The organism is Pseudomonas congelans (assembly GCF_900103225.1).
GTDB lineage: Bacteria > Pseudomonadota > Gammaproteobacteria > Pseudomonadales > Pseudomonadaceae > Aquipseudomonas > Aquipseudomonas congelans.
In genome coordinates this window covers 41,085-61,346 of the sequence record NZ_FNJH01000011.1, presented here as the reverse complement: position 1 = coordinate 61,346, position 20,262 = coordinate 41,085, and the positions used below count along the sequence as shown (strand labels likewise).

At 57.2% G+C, this 20,262-nt stretch carries 14 protein-coding genes, 4 tRNA genes and 1 pseudogene; 6 read left to right on the top strand and 13 right to left on the bottom strand.

Annotation, left to right across the window (positions count from 1 at the left end):
* Positions 1-5: 5 nt before the first annotated feature.
* Together BLR20_RS24665 and BLR20_RS24660 are read right to left on the bottom strand one after the other, a co-directional pair.
* A complete protein-coding gene (locus BLR20_RS24665) occupies positions 6-1,169 on the bottom strand; it encodes a beta-methylarginine biosynthesis bifunctional aminotransferase (protein ID WP_032613211.1) in 1,164 nt (387 codons plus the stop codon).
* On the bottom strand, positions 1,166-2,218 hold the full coding sequence (locus BLR20_RS24660) for a 2-ketoarginine methyltransferase (protein WP_032613213.1): 1,053 nt from the start codon (positions 2,216-2,218) through the stop codon (positions 1,166-1,168). Before BLR20_RS24660 ends, BLR20_RS24665 begins: the two co-directional genes overlap by 4 nt.
* A gap of 789 nt (positions 2,219-3,007) precedes the next feature.
* On the opposite strand from BLR20_RS24660, the gene BLR20_RS24655 reads away from it, so the two are divergent.
* Together BLR20_RS24655 and BLR20_RS24650 are read left to right on the top strand one after the other, a co-directional pair.
* Positions 3,008-3,976, top strand: a complete 969-nt coding sequence (locus BLR20_RS24655) for a ParB/Srx family N-terminal domain-containing protein (RefSeq protein WP_054992672.1) — start codon at positions 3,008-3,010, stop codon at positions 3,974-3,976.
* Positions 3,977-4,270: 294 nt separating this feature from the next.
* A pseudogene (locus tag BLR20_RS24650) lies at positions 4,271-4,588 on the top strand (TraI domain-containing protein); the annotation flags it as partial.
* Positions 4,589-5,298: 710 nt separating this feature from the next.
* Here BLR20_RS24650 and BLR20_RS24645 read toward each other — a convergent pair.
* The 7 genes from BLR20_RS24645 to rluD all read right to left on the bottom strand — a co-directional run bounded on the left by BLR20_RS24645 (position 5,299) and on the right by rluD (position 10,441).
* Positions 5,299-5,375, bottom strand: a tRNA-Pro gene (locus BLR20_RS24645).
* A 97-nt stretch (positions 5,376-5,472) separates the two neighbouring features.
* Positions 5,473-5,548, bottom strand: a tRNA-Lys gene (locus BLR20_RS24640).
* A 5-nt stretch (positions 5,549-5,553) separates the two neighbouring features.
* A tRNA-Pro gene (locus BLR20_RS24635) sits at positions 5,554-5,630 on the bottom strand.
* Between the two features lie 29 nt (positions 5,631-5,659).
* Positions 5,660-5,735 (bottom strand) — tRNA-Asn (locus BLR20_RS24630).
* A gap of 294 nt (positions 5,736-6,029) precedes the next feature.
* Positions 6,030-8,594 carry an ATP-dependent chaperone ClpB gene (clpB, locus tag BLR20_RS24625; RefSeq protein ID WP_054992674.1) on the bottom strand — a complete coding sequence of 855 codons (2,565 nt, stop codon included), beginning with the start codon at positions 8,592-8,594 and terminating at the stop codon, positions 6,030-6,032.
* 159 nt (positions 8,595-8,753) lie between these two features.
* Entirely contained in the window at positions 8,754-9,482 is a 729-nt protein-coding gene (gene pgeF, locus BLR20_RS24620; protein WP_054992675.1) for a peptidoglycan editing factor PgeF, read from the bottom strand.
* Entirely contained in the window at positions 9,479-10,441 is a 963-nt protein-coding gene (rluD, locus tag BLR20_RS24615) for a 23S rRNA pseudouridine(1911/1915/1917) synthase RluD (protein WP_010427432.1), read from the bottom strand. Before rluD ends, pgeF begins: the two co-directional genes overlap by 4 nt.
* 149 nt (positions 10,442-10,590) lie before the next feature.
* Between rluD and BLR20_RS24610 the strand changes: the two genes are divergently transcribed.
* The 4 genes from BLR20_RS24610 (at position 10,591) to BLR20_RS24595 (ending at position 14,896) form a co-directional block, all read left to right on the top strand.
* A complete protein-coding gene (locus BLR20_RS24610; protein ID WP_010427430.1) occupies positions 10,591-11,613 on the top strand; it encodes an outer membrane protein assembly factor BamD in 1,023 nt (340 codons plus the stop codon).
* Positions 11,614-11,734: 121 nt separating this feature from the next.
* Complete coding sequence (locus BLR20_RS24605) at positions 11,735-11,974, top strand: PP0621 family protein (protein ID WP_054992676.1); 240 nt, start codon at positions 11,735-11,737, stop codon at positions 11,972-11,974.
* On the top strand, positions 11,964-13,556 hold the full coding sequence (locus BLR20_RS24600) for a sensor histidine kinase (protein WP_054992677.1): 1,593 nt from the start codon (positions 11,964-11,966) through the stop codon (positions 13,554-13,556). The genes BLR20_RS24605 and BLR20_RS24600 overlap by 11 nt, the downstream gene beginning before the upstream one ends.
* Before the next feature lie 2 nt (positions 13,557-13,558).
* Positions 13,559-14,896 carry a sigma-54-dependent transcriptional regulator gene (locus BLR20_RS24595; RefSeq protein WP_054992678.1) on the top strand — a complete coding sequence of 446 codons (1,338 nt, stop codon included), beginning with the start codon at positions 13,559-13,561 and terminating at the stop codon, positions 14,894-14,896.
* A 128-nt stretch (positions 14,897-15,024) separates the two neighbouring features.
* Here the strand turns inward: BLR20_RS24595 and thiO are convergent, their stop codons facing one another.
* Genes thiO through BLR20_RS24575 form a run of 4 tightly spaced genes read right to left on the bottom strand, consistent with a single transcriptional unit; the run spans position 15,025 to position 20,260 of the window.
* Positions 15,025-16,128: a glycine oxidase ThiO gene (gene thiO / locus BLR20_RS24590; RefSeq protein WP_054992679.1), complete on the bottom strand. Its 1,104-nt coding sequence runs from the start codon at positions 16,126-16,128 to the stop codon at positions 15,025-15,027.
* A gap of 25 nt (positions 16,129-16,153) precedes the next feature.
* The gene (locus BLR20_RS24585) at positions 16,154-16,558 is read right to left on the bottom strand and encodes a type IV pilin protein (protein ID WP_054992680.1); all 405 of its coding nucleotides are present in this window, start codon (positions 16,556-16,558) and stop codon (positions 16,154-16,156) included.
* 11 nt (positions 16,559-16,569) lie between these two features.
* Positions 16,570-19,767 (bottom strand): pilus assembly protein, encoded by a 3,198-nt coding sequence (locus BLR20_RS24580; RefSeq protein WP_054992681.1) that lies wholly within the window; start codon positions 19,765-19,767, stop codon positions 16,570-16,572.
* The gene (locus BLR20_RS24575; protein ID WP_054992706.1) at positions 19,754-20,260 is read right to left on the bottom strand and encodes a pilus assembly PilX family protein; all 507 of its coding nucleotides are present in this window, start codon (positions 20,258-20,260) and stop codon (positions 19,754-19,756) included. Before BLR20_RS24575 ends, BLR20_RS24580 begins: the two co-directional genes overlap by 14 nt.
* Between the last annotated feature and the right edge of the window lie 2 nt (positions 20,261-20,262).

Sequence of the window (20,262 nt, the reverse complement as noted above, 5' to 3'; positions counted from 1 at the left end):
TTTATTCAGACATCGGCGTAGCGTTCGATGCCCTGGCGAAGCAGCTCAAGGGCATTGTGAGTGATCGATTCCGGGTAGCCGGTCGGGATACGGATATGCGCACCTTGGGCGCCTGAATAGTTGCTCGCAGTAGCCAGCACCAGGCCGTACTCGCCCAACATTTGATCGGCGAAACCCTCGATGTCATGGACTGGCAGGTTGACGAACACCTGGGTGCCCGCAGGTGGCAGCGATGCGTACCTCGACAGGTGGCGGCCGAGGAACTCTCGAACGATGGCCCGGCTGCTGACCACTTGTTGATGCAGCGGTGCATTTCCCATCGAGATCAAGGACGCGGCCTTGGTTTGCGCAGGCGAGCAGACGGCGACACACTCAATCTCCAGCATCCCCGCCATCGCCTCGACATTGTCCGAAGAGGAGGCTACCCAACCGATCCGCAAACCAGGCGAGCCATAGTTCTTCGACACTGAATTAACGGTGTAGAGCAACGAAAGATCGTTTGTGCAAGCGAAGGGTGAGCGTATCTTCTGGTCGTCGAAGATGAAGGAGTCGTACACCATATCCAGCACCAGCGAGATGCCGCGCTCGGCCAGACTCGGCACCAGCTGCTCTATAAAGGCGTCTGAGTAAATCCCACCCAATGGATTATGTGGAAAGTTGAGGTACACCAGACGGGTATCTGCGCGGCATACCGCCAGGATCTCTTCGACGGTAGGGAAGGCAGCACTCATCTGATAGTAGATCAGATCGTAGCCCGTTGCTTCCAGCAGGGCGGGGACGGCACCGAATACCGGCGCCAGGCACACCGCTGAGCCAGCCTCGGCGCTACGGCGCTTGATCTGGCGAAACACAAGCGACAAGCCGTGCATTCCGCCATTGGTGACGAGGAAATTCTCGTCTGACAAATCCAGCCCGTACAGCGCGTTGTCGCGGGCGCAGATGGTATTGATCAATGGTGGGGCACCATTGCAGTCGGCGTATTGAAAGATATCGGTGCTGGCGGCAAACGGAGTCGGTGCTGCCGCACCTGGCCATACCGGAACATTCTCCACGAAGTAGCAAGCCGACTCCTGCAGCTCCGAACGAGCGTATTTCAGGCGCTGCTGAAGCACGCTCAGGCAGCTATCTGGCCGGACGATCTGGTGGCGTTTGTTGTAAGCCAAGGTCATGCCCTCCGCAGCAGATAGCCGATTTCCAGACCGGTCGAGTCAACCTGGTCAGACGTCGTCTCGCGGGTGACCAGGGACAAGCCAGCCTCGGCAAAAATATCCAGCCAATCCGCGTCCTGCACCAACAATTGATTGGTGAAGCAATGCAACAGATAGTAAGGGTTGTAGTAAGCGAGCGCTAAGCCGTGGCGCATTGCGCCGGCATTGTCGAATTGGTTGTCGACTTCGATAATGATCAGGTTGATGGCAGGGAAACGGTGGACAATCTTTTTCAGGAAGTTAACCACTGCCGGTCGGCCGGCCTGGCCAAGGATCTCATGCAGCACAAAACCAAGCACGATGAAATCGGGCTCGAAATCGAAATCCGAATCCAGGAATTCGACTGCCCCGCTGTGGCTGATGTGAACTCGATGCGACAGACCTTCTTTCTCGATCAGGTCTACAGCCTCCTCAAAGCCTCCGCGGTCCGGTTCGGCGCCCCAGGCCTGGATCTGCGGAAGCGCCTTGCAGAATTCGGCGAGGTATCGACCGTTTCCGCAACCCAGGTCCAGCAGTTTTGTGCATGTACCGGGAGCTTGGGCCATCAAAGACCTGGTCAAGGGGATAGCGTCAAAGTGGCTGATACCACAACTACCTACACCGACCTTGGTTGCGTCGCGGGTGGCCCAACCGGCGCCCTCTTGAAGGCGTTCGCCCATTTGTAGGAAGGTTGTGGCATAGCCACCGACCAGCATCACATACCAGCCCTCGAAAGGTGCCAGCGCGTGCCCTTCTTTCGATAACGAGAAACCGTCTATTGTTTCCAGAAGAATCCCTTCGTTCTTCAGGTACCTGAATAAGCCCAGTAACTTCTCTTTCTCCATTCCGAGTTCATTACAGGCCACCTCCGGCGAGGCGACCTCGTGTTTAATCAGCAAGGAAAATAATTTTGTATCGAAGAGATGATAAATCGAGATAGCCAGAACAAACTGTCGAATCGGTTCAATACCCTTAATAAGGGTTGTCTCAAAGCCAGTATTTTCGCTTTTTATAGAGTCAAGCAGATTCATTGTATGCAATGTCCATTTGTTTATTGATTAATCCGTTAATGTTTATATTTTTACACAAAATACAAAAAGGGTGTCAATTATTTTCTCGCAAAAATTCAGACTCTCCCATTCTGACGTTGATAATAGGCCGTCTCAAAATTAACATCCCTTGTACCTGCGCGCCTATGGCTGCGGGGGCTCGCTGTATAGTATTCAGGTATATTCTGCTGTAGTGCCGCCATTCCCTGATCACCAAAGAGGACGACCCAATCACCGTCTTCAGTGCCATTCTCAGCGACGTTTGCGAAGCGCATCACTCACAGGTCAATACGCCGCTCATGCACTGTTCCAAGTGTTTTTTTGCCGACCTGAACTTGCTGAACGGGAATCAAACTTGTTGAGTGCGTCTTCCACCGTCCACATTCCGCACAGCACGCACTGAAGGAATCCCCGTTCATGGGAGCCTACAGAATTCGGAAGAAATCATACGCCAAGGTTTACGAATCTGTGGCCCCCTTAGACGTTAGCACTACCGGAGGCCGATCGAGCATTTCTGAGTCTGAACTGCTGAGAGGATCAGAAAGCCTGGTGACTCATCCGCTGGTGCAGCCTGAGCCACTCCGCCGAAGACATGGGGTTGCGGGTTTTCAGACGTATGAAAAAAGTTGCATCCTGTTTTGTCAATGTCGTCACGCACCCACCCGTACCAGCCGTTTGCACGTTCTTCGGAACCCTCCAGGCTCTCCTAACCACTCATTACATCCGCTTTCGCTCTATCGATTAATACATCATCAGTAGGTACCGCCAGCTATGAACCCTATTCGCCAAGCGTTCCTCCCACAGCAGACAGCCGTGCGGGTCAATGCCGGTCAGCAGCCCAGGTCTTCGGGTCCACAGGCCCAGACTCGTCACGCCCAAAAGCTGTCGCTGGTTAAGATAAGCAATAACTCGCTGAGGGCGCTTGATGACCACCAACATGAGCCTCCGGTAAAGCGAGCAATTGAATCGATCAATGATTCTGACTTGGACTTTAAATCAGAGCACCAAGCAGACGCTCACTATGCAACGCCAGATGGCAGTTTGACGGTCCACGCACGACTGAACGAACAGTTACGCTACGACATCATCAGCATCAGTCCTCCAAACGCGAACCCTGTCTATCTTCAAGTTCCGCCGCCTGTCACCACGCACTACGATGCGTCCGCCTCCATGGCAGCTCAGACGTCACCACGTGCCTATCCGGCCCACCCCTCACGCAGTAACCTGACGCAAACGTTGATAGAGCAGCACAATCCTGGAGAAGCCACCAACACCACGGGCGCTGACCTTATTAAAACCGCACAAAATTTAATGCAGCACGGAACATTATCCCTTTCCGGTACCGAGATTGGCCAGCGGTATGGTAATTTAATGTATAAAGCTACATATCAACCTCATTCACCTATAAACATTGAAAATTCAAGCTATGCCGATTTTCTGCCTGGTCAATCTGACCTTGTAGGGGAGCACTTGGAGTTTTACAAGGATGAATTCAGGCGTGGCCTCAGTGGAAGGCAAGAGCCTATTATCGCCGCACCTACAGAGCACGGACCACTTGTTATCGTTGAAGGGCATCACAGGTTTGCGGCAGCTTTAGCTACAGGCATGCCTATAAAAGTAATGATTAATACTGATAAAGAGTCAGCAGCAGATCAGAATTGGTCGAATGTTTCCAAAATAAACAAAGGGGATGATGGATATGAGACAGATGTTCCATCATATAAGCAACGCGGGATGTAACCTTTGGTAGCCGCCCTTGTTCGGCAGCGCCCAGGCGCTGCCGAACAAGGACATTGATCCGCTACTGCCTGCTTCAGCCTATGTAGCAGGATATGGCATCGACACCACCGAAAGAAGATATTGAAGTGTTAAAAATCGCACAGACATCATTCTTGGGGAAGCCCGATCGACAGCCGATCAGGCGGGGCTCCTGCCTGTACAAAGTCATGTTCGGCAGATGGATTAATTTGTTGCTCTGGACTAGCTAACATACAAATCAATATCTAATGAAGCACCTATACATCCGGGCCAATGAGGCTTGTCAGCAAGCCAGCCGTAGATCAGCCCAGAGCTCTTCTACTGCCTCAGGGTATCGAACACATCCCCACGTCCAACGCCCCAATGTTTAACCTGCTCCAGGATCAGGCGATCATTCAGCCCAATGGAGAGGAGAAGGCCATCTGGAAGGCCAGCATCGACAATGGTCGCGGGTGGAAGAACACGTTCACGGTTCTGAAAATAGCGCCGGCACTGATCCGGCCAAACACAACTGATAGACCTGAGACGTATACCGGCACGCTGACCGTGGAATCTGCACCAATGGCAGATGACAACGAGCCAGTTCCTGCTGGAGGCGACGCTGCGCGCTGATAGACACCGATCAATCTCTGCTCCAGTTAAGGACTTGACTCCGTCGACTACGACTCGCGAAACCACTGCAGAAGCCGAAAGCTTAGATGGCCAATCCTCGCGCACTGCCTACACCGATCTCGACCATGAGCCCATCAACTGCTCCAGATACCAAGACAGTGAACCGCGACGAGACGCCCTCACCCGTTAGTGGCCGCGACACCACTGTCAGCCAGCTCACATTGCCGGCGTAGGAGCTGGTACTGAACAGTGATCGAGGAAAGACCTGTCCCAAGCCAGGATGCTGGGCATCTACGTCCTGAAACGCTGGAATTGTCCGGATGGATCGGTAGGTCAGGCTGATCACCTGCGTTGGATATTTGTAAAAATACTCAATCTGCCATTATCAGCGGATATCTCGCGCTGCCGATTATTCAGTTATCAGGCCTGCTTCAGATAGGCTGATACACGAGCAGCACAGTACTTTTGCCAAAAAGCGCCCCGTACACAAACTTCCGCTAGGTACGGGAGCGCTCCAATTTCCCATCACAGCTTGCTGGTGGCCTGTTTCGCGTCAGGCTGCGGCTTAAAGCGGTCTCAACCGAAAATGCACCCCAAAACAAAAAAGGCGTCCCGAAGGACGCCTTTTTTGTTGGACTCAAAACAACTGTTCTTGAGTCCTGATCTTCAACCCTGATACAGCTGGGCGAAAATGGTCGGGGTAAGGGGATTCGAACTCCTGACATCCTGCTCCCAAAGCAGGCGCGCTACCGGACTGCGCTATACCCCGATGATGCTAAAAAACACCTCCGAAGAGGCGTTTTCTATTTGGGTGACGCTTGTGGCGTCACTCCCTAAGATCCAGCCAGATACAAACTGACCAAAAATGGTGGGTCGTGTGGGATTCGAACCTACGACCAATTGGTTAAAAGCCAACTGCTCTACCAACTGAGCTAACGACCCAAATATGGTCGGGGTAAGGGGATTCGAACTCCTGACATCCTGCTCCCAAAGCAGGCGCGCTACCGGACTGCGCTATACCCCGACTGAAACTGCATTGAACCTTGCGAAATCTGGCTCCACGACCTGGACTCGAACCAGGGACCCAGTGATTAACAGTCACTTGCTCTACCAACTGAGCTATCGCGGAACTATCGATTTCAGATTCAACTTTACAACATGTTGCCTTGAAACCAGCTTGCTGTTAACTCGTTGATTTCAATCTCATCGACCTTTGCGCTTCGTTTGTATCGTTGCGTTCACGTCTCTGAGGCGCGCTATTCTACAATTTTAAAAACACCTGTCAACCCTATAAATTGCTTTTTAAGACAATGATTTGCGATTTTTTTTCAGATCGCCTCTCGGGCCCGATTCTACTGCCGACCGCGCCTCAAAAAAAGGCCCTCGGTCCGAGGGCCCTTCTATAGAGCGTTGACGAGCGCGGTCAGACAAACGTGATCTCGTCGTCGACCACCTTGCCTGTGATAGTCGTGCCGGGCATGAAACTGCCCGAGAGGATCATCTGCGCCAGCGGGTTCTCGATCCAGCGCTGAATCGCGCGCTTCAGCGGCCGTGCGCCATAGACCGGGTCGTAACCAACGGCGATCAGCTTGTCCAGCGCCTCGGGGCTCAGGGTCATCGACAGCTCGCGCTCGGCCAGACGTTTGCGCAGGCGGCCCAGCTGGATGTCGGTGATACCAGCGATCTGGTCACGTGCCAGTGGTTCGAAGATCACCACTTCGTCGATACGGTTAACGAACTCCGGACGGAAGTGCGTACCGACTGCATCCATCACCGCAGCACGCTGCGCCTCACGATCACCGACCAGTTCCTGGATCTGCGCCGAGCCCAGGTTGGAGGTCATGACGATCACGGTATTGCGGAAGTCCACCGTACGCCCGTGGCTGTCAGTCAGGCGTCCGTCTTCAAGCACCTGCAAGAGGATGTTGAACACATCGGAATGCGCCTTCTCGACCTCGTCGAGCAGAATCAGCGAGTACGGTTTGCGACGCACGGCTTCGGTCAGATAACCGCCCTCTTCGTAACCGACATAGCCTGGCGGTGCACCGATCAGGCGAGCCACGGAATGTTTCTCCATGAACTCGGACATGTCGATGCGCACCATCGCCTCTTCGGTGTCGAACAGGAACTCGGCCAGCGCCTTGCACAGTTCGGTCTTGCCCACGCCGGTCGGGCCGAGGAACATGAACGAGCCGCTCGGACGATTAGGGTCGGACAGCCCGGCCCGCGAACGACGCACCGCATTGGAGACCGCGACCACCGCTTCTTCCTGGCCGATCACCCGATTGTGCAGCAGGGTTTCCATGCGCAACAGCTTCTCGCGCTCGCCTTCGAGCATCTTCGACACCGGGATACCAGTCCACTTCGACACGACTTCGGCAATTTCTTCCTCGGTCACCTTGCTGCGCAGCAACTGGTTTTCGGGCTTGCCGTGCTGGTCGACCATTTGCAGACTGCGTTCCAGGTCCGGAATGATCCCGTACTGCAACTCGGCCATACGGTTCAGATCGCCCCGGCGGCGTGCGGCTTCCAGTTCCTGACGGGACTGTTCGATTTTCTGCTGGATCTGTGCCGAGCCGGTGACCTCGGCTTTTTCCGAGGTCCAGATTTCTTCAAGATCCGCGTACTCAAGCTCAAGACGCTCGATTTCGCCCTGAAGTTTTTCCAGGCGCTTGATCGCCGCCTCGTCCTTTTCCTTCTTGAGGGCCTGAGCTTCTACCTTCAGCTGGATCAGACGACGCTCAAGGCGGTCGAGCACTTCAGGCTTGGAGTCGATCTCCATGCGAATACGGCTGGCCGCTTCGTCGATCAGGTCGATGGCCTTGTCCGGCAACTGGCGGTCGGTGATGTAGCGATGGCTCAGCTTGGCTGCGGCGATGATCGCACCGTCGGTGATGGCGACCTTGTGGTGCACTTCGTAGCGCTCTTTCAGGCCACGCAGGATCGCGATGGTGTCTTCCTCGCTTGGCTCGTCGACCAGGACTTTCTGGAATCGACGCTCAAGCGCAGCATCCTTCTCTATATATTGGCGGTACTCGTTGAGCGTGGTAGCGCCGACACAATGCAGCTCACCACGCGCCAGCGCAGGTTTGAGCATGTTGCCAGCATCCATCGAGCCTTCGCCCTTGCCGGCGCCGACCATGGTGTGCAGCTCGTCGATGAACAGGATGATCTGGCCTTCCTGCTTGGACAGTTCGTTGAGCAGCGACTTCAGGCGTTCTTCGAACTCGCCACGGTACTTGGCACCGGCAATCAGCGAGCCCATATCCAGCGACAGCAAGCGCTTGCCGCGCAGGCCATCGGGTACTTCGCCATTGATGATGCGCTGCGCCAGGCCCTCGGCAATGGCGGTCTTGCCCACGCCAGGCTCGCCGATCAGCACCGGGTTGTTCTTGGTGCGGCGCTGCAGGACCTGAATGGTGCGACGAATCTCGTCGTCACGACCGATCACCGGGTCGAGCTTGCCCTCTTCGGCACGTTTGGTCAGGTCGACGGTGTACTTGTCCAGCGCCTGACGCGACTCTTCGACGTTCGGGTCATTCACGGCACCTTCGCCGCGCAGGTTGTTGATTGCATTTTCCAGGGCCTTTTTGCTGACGCCCTGCCCCAGCAACAATTTGCCGAGCTTGCTGTTCTCGTCCATTGCCGCGAGCAGCACCAGCTCGCTGGAAATGAACTGGTCGCCTTTCTGCTGCGCCAGACGGTCGGCCTGGTTGAGCAGGCGCGCCAGATCCTGCGACATGTTGACGTCGCCGGTCGGGTTCTGGATTTTTGGCAGCCGGTCCAGCTCTGCGCTCAGTTCCTTGCGCAGGCTGTTGATATCGAAGCCTACCTGCAACAGCAGAGGCTTGATGGAACCGCCCTGCTGCTCAAGCAGCGCCTGCATCAAGTGCGCAGGTTCGATGGCGGGATGGTCGAGGCCGACGGCCAGCGACTGGGAATCGGATAACGCTAACTGTAATTTACTGGTCAATCTGTCGATACGCATTTGTCACCTTCCTTTAATGCAGGCCGGAGCAATGAACACACCTATAAAGAAAACCTGCTTGATAGCCAGTTAGATGCGGACGATTCTGCGCGTTTCAAGCAGGCCGGGGTTGATACAGATCAGGCAAGCCTAGCTGGCTTGTGCAAAACAGCCCGGTAATCAGGCGTGTTCGATCCAGATCAGCGAAGCGAAGCGGCCAGTGCGCGCGGCACGCCGGTAGGAAAAGAAGCGCGGATCGGTGAAGGTATCCAGCCCGCCGCCATACACGGCGCAGATACCCTGGGCGGCCAGTCGTAACCGGGCGAGCGCGTAGATGTCGGCCATGAAACGATCAGGGTTCGAACTGGCGACAAACGCAGTGGCTGTCTGCGGGTGGCTGGCCATAAAGGCATCACGCACCTCGGGACCGACTTCGAACGACGGCTGGCCGATGGCCGGTCCCAGCCAGACCATGATCTCTTCGGGAGCACTCTGCAGGCTGTCGGCAGTGGCCTCCAGCACGCCGGCCGCCAGTCCGCGCCAGCCGGCGTGCGCTGCAGCTACCCGCGTGCCGTCACGACGACAGAACAGCGCGGGCAGGCAATCGGCCGTCATGATGGTGCACGCCACGCCAGGCGTGCTGGTCCAGCTGGCATCGGCCTCGACGACGCGGGAGGGATCGGCAGGTACGACGTCGACGCCATGCACCTGCCTCAACCAGGCGGGCCGAGCATTGAGACTGGAGGTCAGGCGCTGGCGATTGATCGCCACGGCCTGCGGGCTGTCATCGACATGATCGCCCAGATTGAAGCTGTCGAATGGGGCCAGGCTGACCCCACCCGAGCGAGTGGTAACACAGGACTTGATCTGTGCTGGCGCAGGCCAGTCAGGTATCAGCCAGTCATTCACCCGATGAACGCCTCGCGATCCTGCTTGAGCAAGGACAGCAACCAGACGAAATCGTCCGGCAACGGCGATTCCCAGCTCATGCGCTTACCGGTGGTCGGATGATCCAGCTCCAGGAAGCGGGCATGCAACGCTTGCCGCGGGAAGGTCTTGAGCGAATCGACCATGGTCAGGCTGGCCGCTGGCGGAATACGGAAGCGACCGCCATAGGCCGGGTCGCCGACCAACGGGTAGTTGATGTGCGCCATGTGTACGCGAATCTGGTGAGTACGGCCGGTTTCCAGCTTGACCCGCACATGGGTATGCGAACGGAAGCGCTCCAGCACGCGGTAATGACTGACCGCCTGCTTGCCGCCCTCCATCACTGCCATGCGCTGACGCTGCTGGCCGTGACGGCCGATCGGTGCGTCGATCTTGCCACCTGCGGTCACCACGCCGATCACGATGCACTCGTAGATACGGCTGACACTGCGACTCTGCAACTGCGTAACCAGTTGTGTCTGTGCCTGAATGGTCTTGGCGACCACCATCAGACCGGTGGTGTCCTTGTCCAGACGGTGCACAATGCCGGCGCGCGGAACATTGATGATGTCCGGCACATGGTGCAGCAGGGCGTTGAGCAGCGTGCCATCGGCGTGACCGGCAGCCGGATGCACCACTAGCCCGGCAGGCTTGTTGATGACGAGGATCTGGTCGTCTTCATAGATGATGTCGAGCTCGATGTCCTGAGCGACCCATTCACCCTGGGCCTCCTGCTCGGCAACCAGCTCGAGAACAGCGCCACCATGCACGATGTCGCGAGGGCGCAGAACGCCTCCGTCCACAGTCAGGCGGCCGTCCTTGATCCAGGCGGAAAGGCGCGAGCGCGAGTGCTCAGCGAATAATTGTGCGGCGACTTGATCGAGGCGTTGACCGCCCAATTCGGACGGCACCTCTGCGCGGAGTTCTATATTTTCGGACATGACCAGACTAGGTGGCGGCTAGCCTTTGGTTTCGGCAGCGCGCTTGTGGTTAAATACGGCGTCTTTTGTCCCGCCGGTATCGCGGGGCGCTCATCATAACAGGACGGCCCCGCCCAAGACAGCAGGCCGTTATAGGGACGCAAGCCGCCATGCAAGTGAAACACCTGCTGCTGATCGCCATCCTCGCATTGACTGCGGCCTGTTCGTCGAAGGAAGTCATCGACGAAAACCTCAGCGAAGTCGAGCTGTACCAGCAGGCGCAGGCCGACCTGGGAAATAACAGCTATAACAGTGCCACTGAGAAGCTCAAGGCGCTGGAATCTCGCTATCCGTTCGGTCGCTACGCCGATCAGGCCCAGCTCGAGTTGATCTACTCGAACTACAAGAACGGTGAACCCGAAGCAGCCAAATCCGCTGCCGAGCGTTTCATCCGCCTGCATCCACAGCACCCGAACGTCGACTACGCGTATTACATGAAGGGCCTGACCTCCTTCGACCAGGACGTGGGCCTTCTGGCGCGCTTCCTGCCGCTGGACCAGACCAAGCGTGACCCGGGAGCTGCCCGCGACTCGTTCAACGAGTTCGCCCAGCTGACCAGCCGCTTTCCGAACAGTCGCTACTCGCCTGACGCCAAGCAGCGCATGATCTACCTGCGCAACCTGCTGGCTTCCTACGAAATCCACGTAGCCGACTACTACCTGACCCGTCAGGCCTACGTCGCCGCCGCCAACCGCGGCCGCTATGTAGTGGAAAACTTCCAGGAGACGCCTTCGGTAGGCGACGGCCTGGCGGTGATGGTCGAGTCTTATCAGCGTCTGCACCTTGACGACCTGGCTGCCACTAGCCTGGAAGTGCTGAAGACCAACTACCCGAACCACCCGCAACTGGCGGACGGCAAGTTCACCCCGCGTGAAGCCGAAGCCGATAACCGCTCATGGCTGTCGAAAGCGACCCTGGGCCTGATCGACGGTAGCGCGCCGCTGCCACCGGGCCAGACCCGCGCCGATCAGGACATGAAGAAGCAGTATCAGGACGCCAAGGACTCCATTCCGAAAGAGCTGCTGCCGGAGAATCAGGCAGAGCTGGACGAACAGGCCGAGAAAGAAGCCGAAGAGAAAGGCACCAAGAGCCGTTCGTGGTTCAGCTACATGACGCTGGGTCTGTTCGACTGATCCTGAGCGCATGAAAAAAAAGAGGCCTTCGGGCCTCTTTTTTTGTGCATCAATTTTGCCACTGTGCGCCCGCTCGCGGCTTGGCTACACTGCGCCATCGTCAATCACTAAGCTGGTAGTCATGATTCGCTTACTTATGTGGGTCGCGTTGATCGCGGCGGTGGTCTGGTTCGTCAAGCGTCTGATCAATCCCCCCAAGCCGAAACCCCGCGCAGAGCAGCCTGAACTGGCGTCTACCCCCATGGTGCGTTGCGCGCAGTGCGGCGTTCATCTGCCACAGGATCGTGCGCTGAGCCAGGCACAGCAATGGTATTGCAGCGAGGCACACCGGCTGCAGGGCCCCGCGGCACGTGACCGCTGACTCACCATCCCTTGTCAGCCCGCAGGCGCAGCGGATTCTGCGGCTGTACCATCTCTATCGACTGACCATCGGCATCGTACTGGTCCTGTTGATTTCCAGCAGCCTGGAAACCGAACTGCTGCAACTGGCCAACCAGAACCTGTTCCGCTCGGGCTGCTGGTTGTATCTGGTGTTCAACATCCTGGTCGTCGTGCTGCTGGAGCGCCCCAGCCGTCAGGCACAGTTTTTCGGCCTGGCGATGACTGACGCTATCATGCTGTCCGCGCTGTTCTACGCAGCGGGCGGCCCTTCCAGCGGTATCGGCAACCTGTTGATTGCCTCGGTGGCGATCAGCAACGTGTTGCTGCGCGGCCGTATCGGTCTGCTGATCGCTGCGGTTTCGGCCATCGGCATCATCTACCTGACGTTCTACATCAGCTTCGGTACACCCTCGGTTTCCAACGACTACGTGCAGGCTGGCTCGCTGGGCGCCTTATGCTTCGCCGCTGCCCTGCTGGTGCAGGCGCTGACAGCGCGCATGCAGGTCAGCGAGGTACTGGCCGAACAGCGCGCGGCGGATGTCGACAGCCTTGAAACGCTCAACGCGCTGATCCTGCAACGCATGCGTACCGGCATTCTGGTGCTGGATGCCAACCATCAGGTGCTGCTGGCCAATCAGGGGGCCTTGAACCTGCTAGGCCAAGAACGACTGGTCGGCCAGATCATCGACACCTGCTCGCCACAACTGGTCGAACGCCTGCGCCAGTGGCTCGTCAACCCGATCATGGTGTCGCGCAGCATCACCACCACCCCTGTCGGGCTGGTACTGCAACCGAGCTTTGCCACGCTCAACCGTGGCGATCAGCGTCAGACGCTGATTTTTCTCGAAGACCTGTCGCAGATCGCCCACCAGGCGCAGCAGCTCAAGCTCGCCGCACTGGGACGCCTGACCGCCGGGATTGCCCATGAGATACGCAACCCGCTGGGCGCCGTCAGCCATGCGGCGCAGTTGCTTAATGAATCGGAAGAGCTCAGCGCGGCGGATCGACGCCTGGGGCAGATCATTCATGAGCAGTCGGGACGCATTGACCGGGTCATTGAAAATGTCCTGCAGTTGTCGCGCAGACGCGAAGCGCAACCCGAACTGCTCGATCTGAAAACCTGGCTGGAACACTTTGTCGCTGAATTTCGCAGTTCCGCTGCGCCCAATCAGGCGATTCATGTCGACATCAGTCCCGGCACACTGACAACTCGCATGGATTCCGGACAGCTGACGCAGATCATGACCAACCTGCTGCAGAACGGCCTGCGCTACAGCGGCAAAAATCATCCGTCAGCGCAGGTCTGGCTGAAACTGCACAATGACCAGAGGAGCGATTTGCCTACGCTGGAGGTTCTGGACGACGGGCCGGGGGTCAGCGAGCAACACCTGAGCAAGATGTTCGAACCGTTTTTCACCACAGAAAGCAAAGGCACCGGCCTTGGTCTATATCTGTCACGTGAACTGTGCGAAAGCAATCAGGCGCATCTGGAATATGCGCCCCGCCCCACGGGTGGCAGTTGCCTGCGCATTACCTTCGCCCACCCGTTCAAGACGAGCTGAGCATGAGCCAACGGCAAAAAATCCTGATAGTCGATGACGAGCCGGATATTCGCGAACTCCTGGAGATCACGCTGGGGCGCATGAAACTCGACACCCGCAGTGCCCGTAACGTTGCCGAAGCACACGACTGGCTGGCCCGCGAACCGTTCGACATGTGCCTGACCGACATGCGTCTGCCTGACGGTAATGGCCTTGAGCTGGTGCAACACATACAGCACGGCTACCCCCACGTACCGGTGGCGATGATCACTGCACACGGCAATGTGGATACCGCGATCAACGCGCTGAAGGCCGGGGCTTTCGATTTTGTGACCAAGCCGGTCGACCTCGGCAGGTTGCGCGAACTGGTCAATAGCGCGCTGAGCCTGCCCGGCGCACCACCCACTCGGAGCATCGACAACCGCCTGTTGGGCGACTCGCTGGCGATGCGTACCTTGCGCAATCAGATCGGCAAGCTGGCACGCAGCCAGGCGCCGATCTACATCAGCGGTGAGTCGGGCAGCGGCAAGGAGCTTGTAGCGAGGCTGATCCACGAGCAGGGTCCGCGCATCGACAAACCCTTCATACCGGTGAATTGCGGTGCCATTCCTTCCGAACTCATGGAAAGCGAATTCTTCGGCCATCGCAAAGGCAGTTTCAGCGGTGCCCACGAAGACAAGCCCGGTCTGTTTCAGGCGGCGCACACCGGCACGCTGTTTCTCGATGAGGTCGCCGACATGCCGCTGGCCATGCAGGTCAAACTGTTGCGCGCCATCCAGGAAAAATCCATCCGCAGCGTCGGCGGCCAGCAAGAGCAGATCGTCGACGTGCGCATTCTGTGCGCCACCCACAAGAACCTGAATACAGAGGTCGCGGCCGGTCGGTTTCGTCAGGATCTGTATTACCGATTGAACGTGATCGAAGTACGCGTGCCACCGTTACGCGAGCGGCGTGAGGATATCGACCAACTGGCAGCCAGTGTTCTCAAGCGCCTTGCCGGGAACGGCGCGCAACCCGTCGCGCGCATGAACGCGCAGGCGCTGGAAACGCTGAAGAGCTATCGATTCCCCGGTAACGTGCGCGAACTGGAAAACATGCTGGAGCGCGCCTACACGCTGTGTGAGAACGACGAAATCCACGCCAGCGACCTGCGCCTGACCGAGTCCGCCAGCCCTCAGGAGAGCGACGGCCCGAGCCTGGCCGACATCGACAACCTTGAAGACTATCTGGAAAGCATCGAACGCCAGCTCATCCTGCAGGCACTGGAAGAAACCCGCTGGAACCGCACCGCTGCAGCAGAAAGGCTCAGCTTGTCGTTCAGGTCACTGCGCTACCGACTGAAGAAACTGGGTCTGGATTGACTGCGTGCGCGGCAAAGACTGTGTGACGCAGAGCGTCACGAAAGGCATTCCCACGCTGGAGTGTGCGGAACGATAGGTGCGCGCGCGGACACCCTCGCGCCCCACGCTCCGCGTGACCGGGAGGATGGCTAGCCTGCCAGGCGCCCCGCAGGCGCATAGGGTGCCGGGTCGATGATCGGCTCGCGCTCCAGCAGCAGATCAGTGATCAACTGGCAGGAAGCCGGGGCCAGCACCAGACCGTTGCGGTAATGCCCGCAGTTGAGCCACAGGCCGTCAAAACCTTCCAGCGGGCCAATGAACGGGATGCCCTCGGGTGAGCCAGGGCGCAGGCCTGCCCATTGGGCGACCGGCTCGGCATGGGCCAATGGTGGAAGCAATTCGACGGCCGACGCCTTCAAACTTTCCAACGCAGCCTGCGTGGTGGTTTTATCGAAACCTTCATGCTCCAGGGTGCTGCCGATCAGGATATGCCCGTCACGACGCGGGATCGCATAGCGCCCTTTCGCCAGCACCATGCTCGACAGAAAATCCGATGCACATTTGTAGAGAATCATCTGGCCTTTGACCGGCTCGACCGGCAGGTCCAGCCCCAGGGTCTTGAGCAACTCGCCACTCCACGCGCCCGCCGCCAGAATCACCCGATCGCCGGTGATATCCCCTGCAGGTGTCTGCACACCCGAAATCCTGCTGCCTTCACGGGTAAAGCCGCTGACTTCACACTGCTCGCGAATCTCGACATTGGGCATTGCCAGCAAGGCGGCATTGAGCGATTTGACCAGACGGGGATTGCGCACGTTGGCCACATCGGCCATGTAGATCGCCCGCGAATAACCCTCACCCAGCCCCGGCACGGCATCATTCACCGCCAAGATATCCACACGGCTCAACGAACGTTTTTCGCGGACAGCCCATTCAAGCGCAGACTGCTCGTCATCAAGATCGAGCCAGTACAGGCCGGTCTTGTGCACTTCAGGGTCGATATCGGTCTGTGCTAGCAAACGCTCGGCGAGGTGCGGGTAGAAGTCCTGCGACCAGTGCGCCAGCGCGGTGACCGCAGGGCTGTAGCGCCACGGGTAAAGCGGCGAAACAATTCCGCCGCCCGCCCAGGAAGACTCCTGACCAACACCCGAACGATCCAGCAGCACGACCCTGACCTGCTCGGACGCCAGATTGAAGGCGGTCAACAGCCCTATGACGCCACCGCCGACAATGACTATTTTTTGCTTGGACATCTTGGTCTCGTGAAGAGAAAACGGTTTAGCGGCCCCAACAGTCTTTTGGGGTGACACCAGCGGTTGCGCCGGGGTTGGTACGCGCCCCGGTGTTGGTGATCACGAAACTGCCGCATTTGTCGCCAGCCATTAGCGTGCCTGGGATGGGAGTGGCTGTCAGGGTGAAGTCGGTGGCGGTGGGAGCGAAAACTATCGTGTAATAGGTATTGGCGGCAACCACTGTCGCCCCGACATAGGTGGGCTGAGTGGCTCGTGAATAAAAGCGTTCAACTGCCTGCGTTTGCTCCGATAGCAGACTGGCAATCGCCGAACGCTGGGTACGCTTCACGTACTCGGTATAACTGGGATACGCGATGGCGGCCAGAATACCGACAATCGCCACGACGATCATGAGTTCGATCAACGTAAAGCCCCTGGATGTCGCTCGCATGATTCGTTTCCCTATTGGATTTGTCGCCACATGATGCGTTGATAAGTGCCGATACCTCCTAAACGCTCGCCAAGTCCACCAATATTTCCGCTACTGTCCGTAACATAGGTCACTGCGCGGGCGGAAGACTCAACATAAGAGGCCAGATTTGGAATACCCGCACCGAAGCTGATGCCGGAAACCAGCGCGTCCTTGTCTGTAATGTCACCGTCTCCGTCAGTATCGAGAAAACGATAAGTGAGCATGCCTCCGGTTGCCGGGTCCAGCTCAAAAAGGCGTCCTGTTCCTTTGCTTTCGCAAGGGTCGGTGGAGTTCACTGCCGCCGTTGTGAAAGCAATTCGTCCCCGGATGGCCTGTGCGGGGAAGATAATTCGTTCGCCCACAAACGGAGCGACGGTCGAAAGCGGCATATACCAGCCTTTCTTGCTCGTCCAGTCCACTTTGTCGGCAGTCGAATTGTAATAGGTTGAGCCACTGCCAGTAACACTCGTGCCGATCTGCTGAACCTGAAGATTGCTCTCTTTAATGCCACCGACTCCGCTGTCTGCGTCCCAGATAGCGTAAAAATCCTGCTGCGCATTCGTCTGTTTATCTGCGGCTTCAAGAAACTTCCCGGTGCCGAAATAGATAATCTTGCCGTTCAGCGGATGATCCAGAATAAACGGCTGCACAGTAATCGGTTGGCCGGCACCCAGTGGCGCGGTAAAGAGTGGTGTGCCGTTGAAGGCCACCTTCCAGCCGCTGGCAGCCGTGGAGCTGAGGTCAAACTTCCACATGCGCCCTTTCAGGTCGCCGGCGTAGGCTGCCTGAACAACGTTCTGTGAGTCCACACGCAACTTTACCGATGAGAGCCCGTTATCTGTTTCGCTACCGGTGACCGGTGTCGGAATTTCAGCAATCAGGGCTCCAGTCGACGCGTTGAGCACGAAAAGCGACGCCCTGCCTGTAAAGCTGCCATATCCGTTGCCGACCACGACTATCCCGGTGCCGTCGTTCATTCGGGCGGCTTCGGGTCTTGAGTAGCTGTACCCCAGGTTATTGAATTTGTTGTTGGCGTCAGAAGCGTCCGGCGCCTTCACTTCCCACAGCGCGCCTACGTTGTTGGTCGTACCCTCAAACAACCTGACAGCGAAGAACGCCTTGCCGCCAGCGCCCAGACCGCTCGCGGCGACTGTACGCCAAGTCGCGTTCTTGCCATTTTGAGTATCGAATACGCTCATCTGCCCATCGACCGTAAATTTATGTACGCCCGCCCCATAGTTACTTGCTGCAATCGTGGCCAGTGAATTCAGCGCCGTCGATGGCATGTAGGCATAGGTGCGCAGACCCGTGCCAGGAGTGATCACGTTGAAGAATCCGTCGTTGGCATTTACAAGCAGGCTTGAACTCATATTGCCAGCCTTGGCGGTCAGGTAATCAGAGTACGAAGTGGTAGTGCCGTAATCGGTGGACGTCTTGTCCGACGGGTTGGCCACCAGCAGATTGGTATTGATCAGGTCGCCCAGTACCCGTGTGCGGGTTCGAAGCGCTGAGTTTGCGGTGCCTTTGGCCCAGGCAATCATTTGCGCACCGTTCACACCGGTCGGTAACGTGGCGGTAAATGCAGTCTGCTGTGCAGAAGACAGTGCGTTGAAGTCCAGTGCAATTCTCGCGAGCGATGACGTGTTCCAGGTTTCATAGGTTGGCGCGGGGGCCGTATTGGCCAATATGGTCGTGTCCGATGTCCAGGCAAGAGCACCTGGATCCCCCGTGGTAGCGTTGAGGTTGTAGGCGTTTACCGTGCCGTGCCAGTCAGCCGGGTCATACAACGTCTGGAAGAAAAGCGTGCCTGACGCAAGGGATGATGAGTTCGATGAGGCTCCGCCACCGGACCCCGCCCTGGCGTAAATGTCAGTGAGCGCAAGGTTCAATGCACTGTTCAAACCGGCGCTGTCATTGGTCTGGAAGTACTTGCCGTGCCCGTGATCATTATTGGCGGCATCTATCAGCATCTGGTTGGCGGCCGTGAAACCGATGGTGTAAGTAATCATGTTCTGCTGCGAGAAGCCGTCGGTGTCCCAACTTTTCTTGGCCAGGTCAGTGGCAGGTGTACTGGTCGCTCTTCGCATGTCGATGTCGTAGGCGAACTTGGCAACGTCATCCAGATAAAGCGTATCGCCCTCGCCATCACCGTTAAGGTTGGCCCCGTCATTGGCCGCATTCAAATCCCAATTGGGCAATGAGCGAGAGGTATTGAGTACATCCTCCGGGTCGTTGGTCGGGAACGTTCGATCGTAAGTCGGCAAACCATCGGTCACTACGACGCCGTAGTTTTTCTGGCAACGGTATTGAATCGGACTCACATAGTTCGAACCGTTCTGATAATACGGTGACATGCCGCGAAAATACCGCGTGATCTCATAATAGGTTTCAGCCAGCGGGGTGTTGGCCGTCGGCTGCAGGTTGGCAATGGCCTGCTTGAGGGCAGCAATATTGTCATTAGCCTGCGTCTGAGTGACGCCATTGGTAGTGCCTGCCACCGGGGCTAGATCGGTGATGACTCTTGCAATCTTGCCACCGGGTCCGAGGTCAAAATTATTCGGATCGTTAAACGTAGCGAGCCCGATTCTAAGCGACGTATTGTTGGTCACCAGATTAGTCGCTACGGTTCTTGCAACGTTCATCCGGTAGTCGTTGGGGATGACACCATTCGTGTAATCGCGAACTCCCGTAAAAAACGCGGGCCGGACCAGGTCGATCAAATAGGAAAGATAATCAGCGGTATAGCGTGTCAACCCGTTTCCTGCCGGATCTGGCAGATTGAGGCAGTACTGAGTGTTATTGCGAAAAACCGCTCGGCCGCCGAACGGGCACATCAATGACAAGTCAAAAATGCTGAGCGCATTGATATCCCCCACCGACAGCGTGTCATCTCCCGATATCGTACTCATGAAGGGGCAGACAACGGTAATCACGCCACTTATGCACTGAGTGGAGTAGTAGCCGATATCTGGACGGTTGACCGATGCGTCAAACCCTGACGCCCAGATGATGTTGTACATACTCCCGGAGTTATCCACCAAAAGCATCAGGTTGGGGGGCACTGCCGACGCACTGAGCAATGGCACCTGCGCGGGTGTAAACGCATAGACCGGCGACGCCAGGTACAACGCCAACAGTGCACCGTAGACGTACTTCAATGCCCCCCGCAACCCTTTAACAGTTGGCATAAATGCTCTCCAACACCGTACGCGGAACGGTCTGACTGGAGACCGGAGCAACGGCTGTTACCCGATAAAGCGTCACGGCACTTGAAGTTTTACACTTTACCGGCGTCATCGTAGTGCCCAAATTCTGAATGGCGTACACGCCGCCGCCCGCCGCTTCAACCCATGTCACACCGGCGCTACCTGCACCTTTGCCTTGCACCGTATTGAAGTCGGTAGGTGGTGCACAATTGGTCGGGGGGGTACAGATGCTCATGGAAAAATCAGCCTTTTTGATCGCGGATTCACCGATGCGCAAAGCCGACTCAGCCATTTGAAAGGACTGGTTGCGGGCCGTGACACTGCCCGCCATCTTCTCCTGTAACGTGGCGTTCTGCATCGATGAAATACCCAGCAACGTCAGCAGTAACAGAAATACCAGGCTGACCAGCAACACCATGCCGCGCTGTTTTGCCGGAAAGGCATGTGTTGTATTGAAGCACCCAGTCTTGTTCATGT

Bases quoted from the DNA above. Each gene is read 5' to 3' on its own strand.
- BLR20_RS24665 (WP_032613211.1), bottom strand. From the start codon at position 1,169: ATGACCTTGGCTTACAACAAACGCCACCAGATCGTCCGGCCAGATAGC.
- BLR20_RS24595 (WP_054992678.1), top strand. From the start codon at position 13,559: ATGAGCCAACGGCAAAAAATCCTGATAGTCGATGACGAGCCGGATATT.
- BLR20_RS24605 (WP_054992676.1), top strand. From the start codon at position 11,735: ATGATTCGCTTACTTATGTGGGTCGCGTTGATCGCGGCGGTGGTCTGG.
- BLR20_RS24655 (WP_054992672.1), top strand. From the start codon at position 3,008: ATGAACCCTATTCGCCAAGCGTTCCTCCCACAGCAGACAGCCGTGCGG.
- BLR20_RS24575 (WP_054992706.1), bottom strand. From the start codon at position 20,260: ATGAACAAGACTGGGTGCTTCAATACAACACATGCCTTTCCGGCAAAA.
- thiO (WP_054992679.1), bottom strand. From the start codon at position 16,128: ATGTCCAAGCAAAAAATAGTCATTGTCGGCGGTGGCGTCATAGGGCTG.
- BLR20_RS24660 (WP_032613213.1), bottom strand. From the start codon at position 2,218: ATGAATCTGCTTGACTCTATAAAAAGCGAAAATACTGGCTTTGAGACA.
- rluD (WP_010427432.1), bottom strand. From the start codon at position 10,441: ATGTCCGAAAATATAGAACTCCGCGCAGAGGTGCCGTCCGAATTGGGC.
- clpB (WP_054992674.1), bottom strand. From the start codon at position 8,594: ATGCGTATCGACAGATTGACCAGTAAATTACAGTTAGCGTTATCCGAT.
- BLR20_RS24610 (WP_010427430.1), top strand. From the start codon at position 10,591: ATGCAAGTGAAACACCTGCTGCTGATCGCCATCCTCGCATTGACTGCG.
- BLR20_RS24580 (WP_054992681.1), bottom strand. From the start codon at position 19,767: ATGCCAACTGTTAAAGGGTTGCGGGGGGCATTGAAGTACGTCTACGGT.
- BLR20_RS24585 (WP_054992680.1), bottom strand. From the start codon at position 16,558: ATGCGAGCGACATCCAGGGGCTTTACGTTGATCGAACTCATGATCGTC.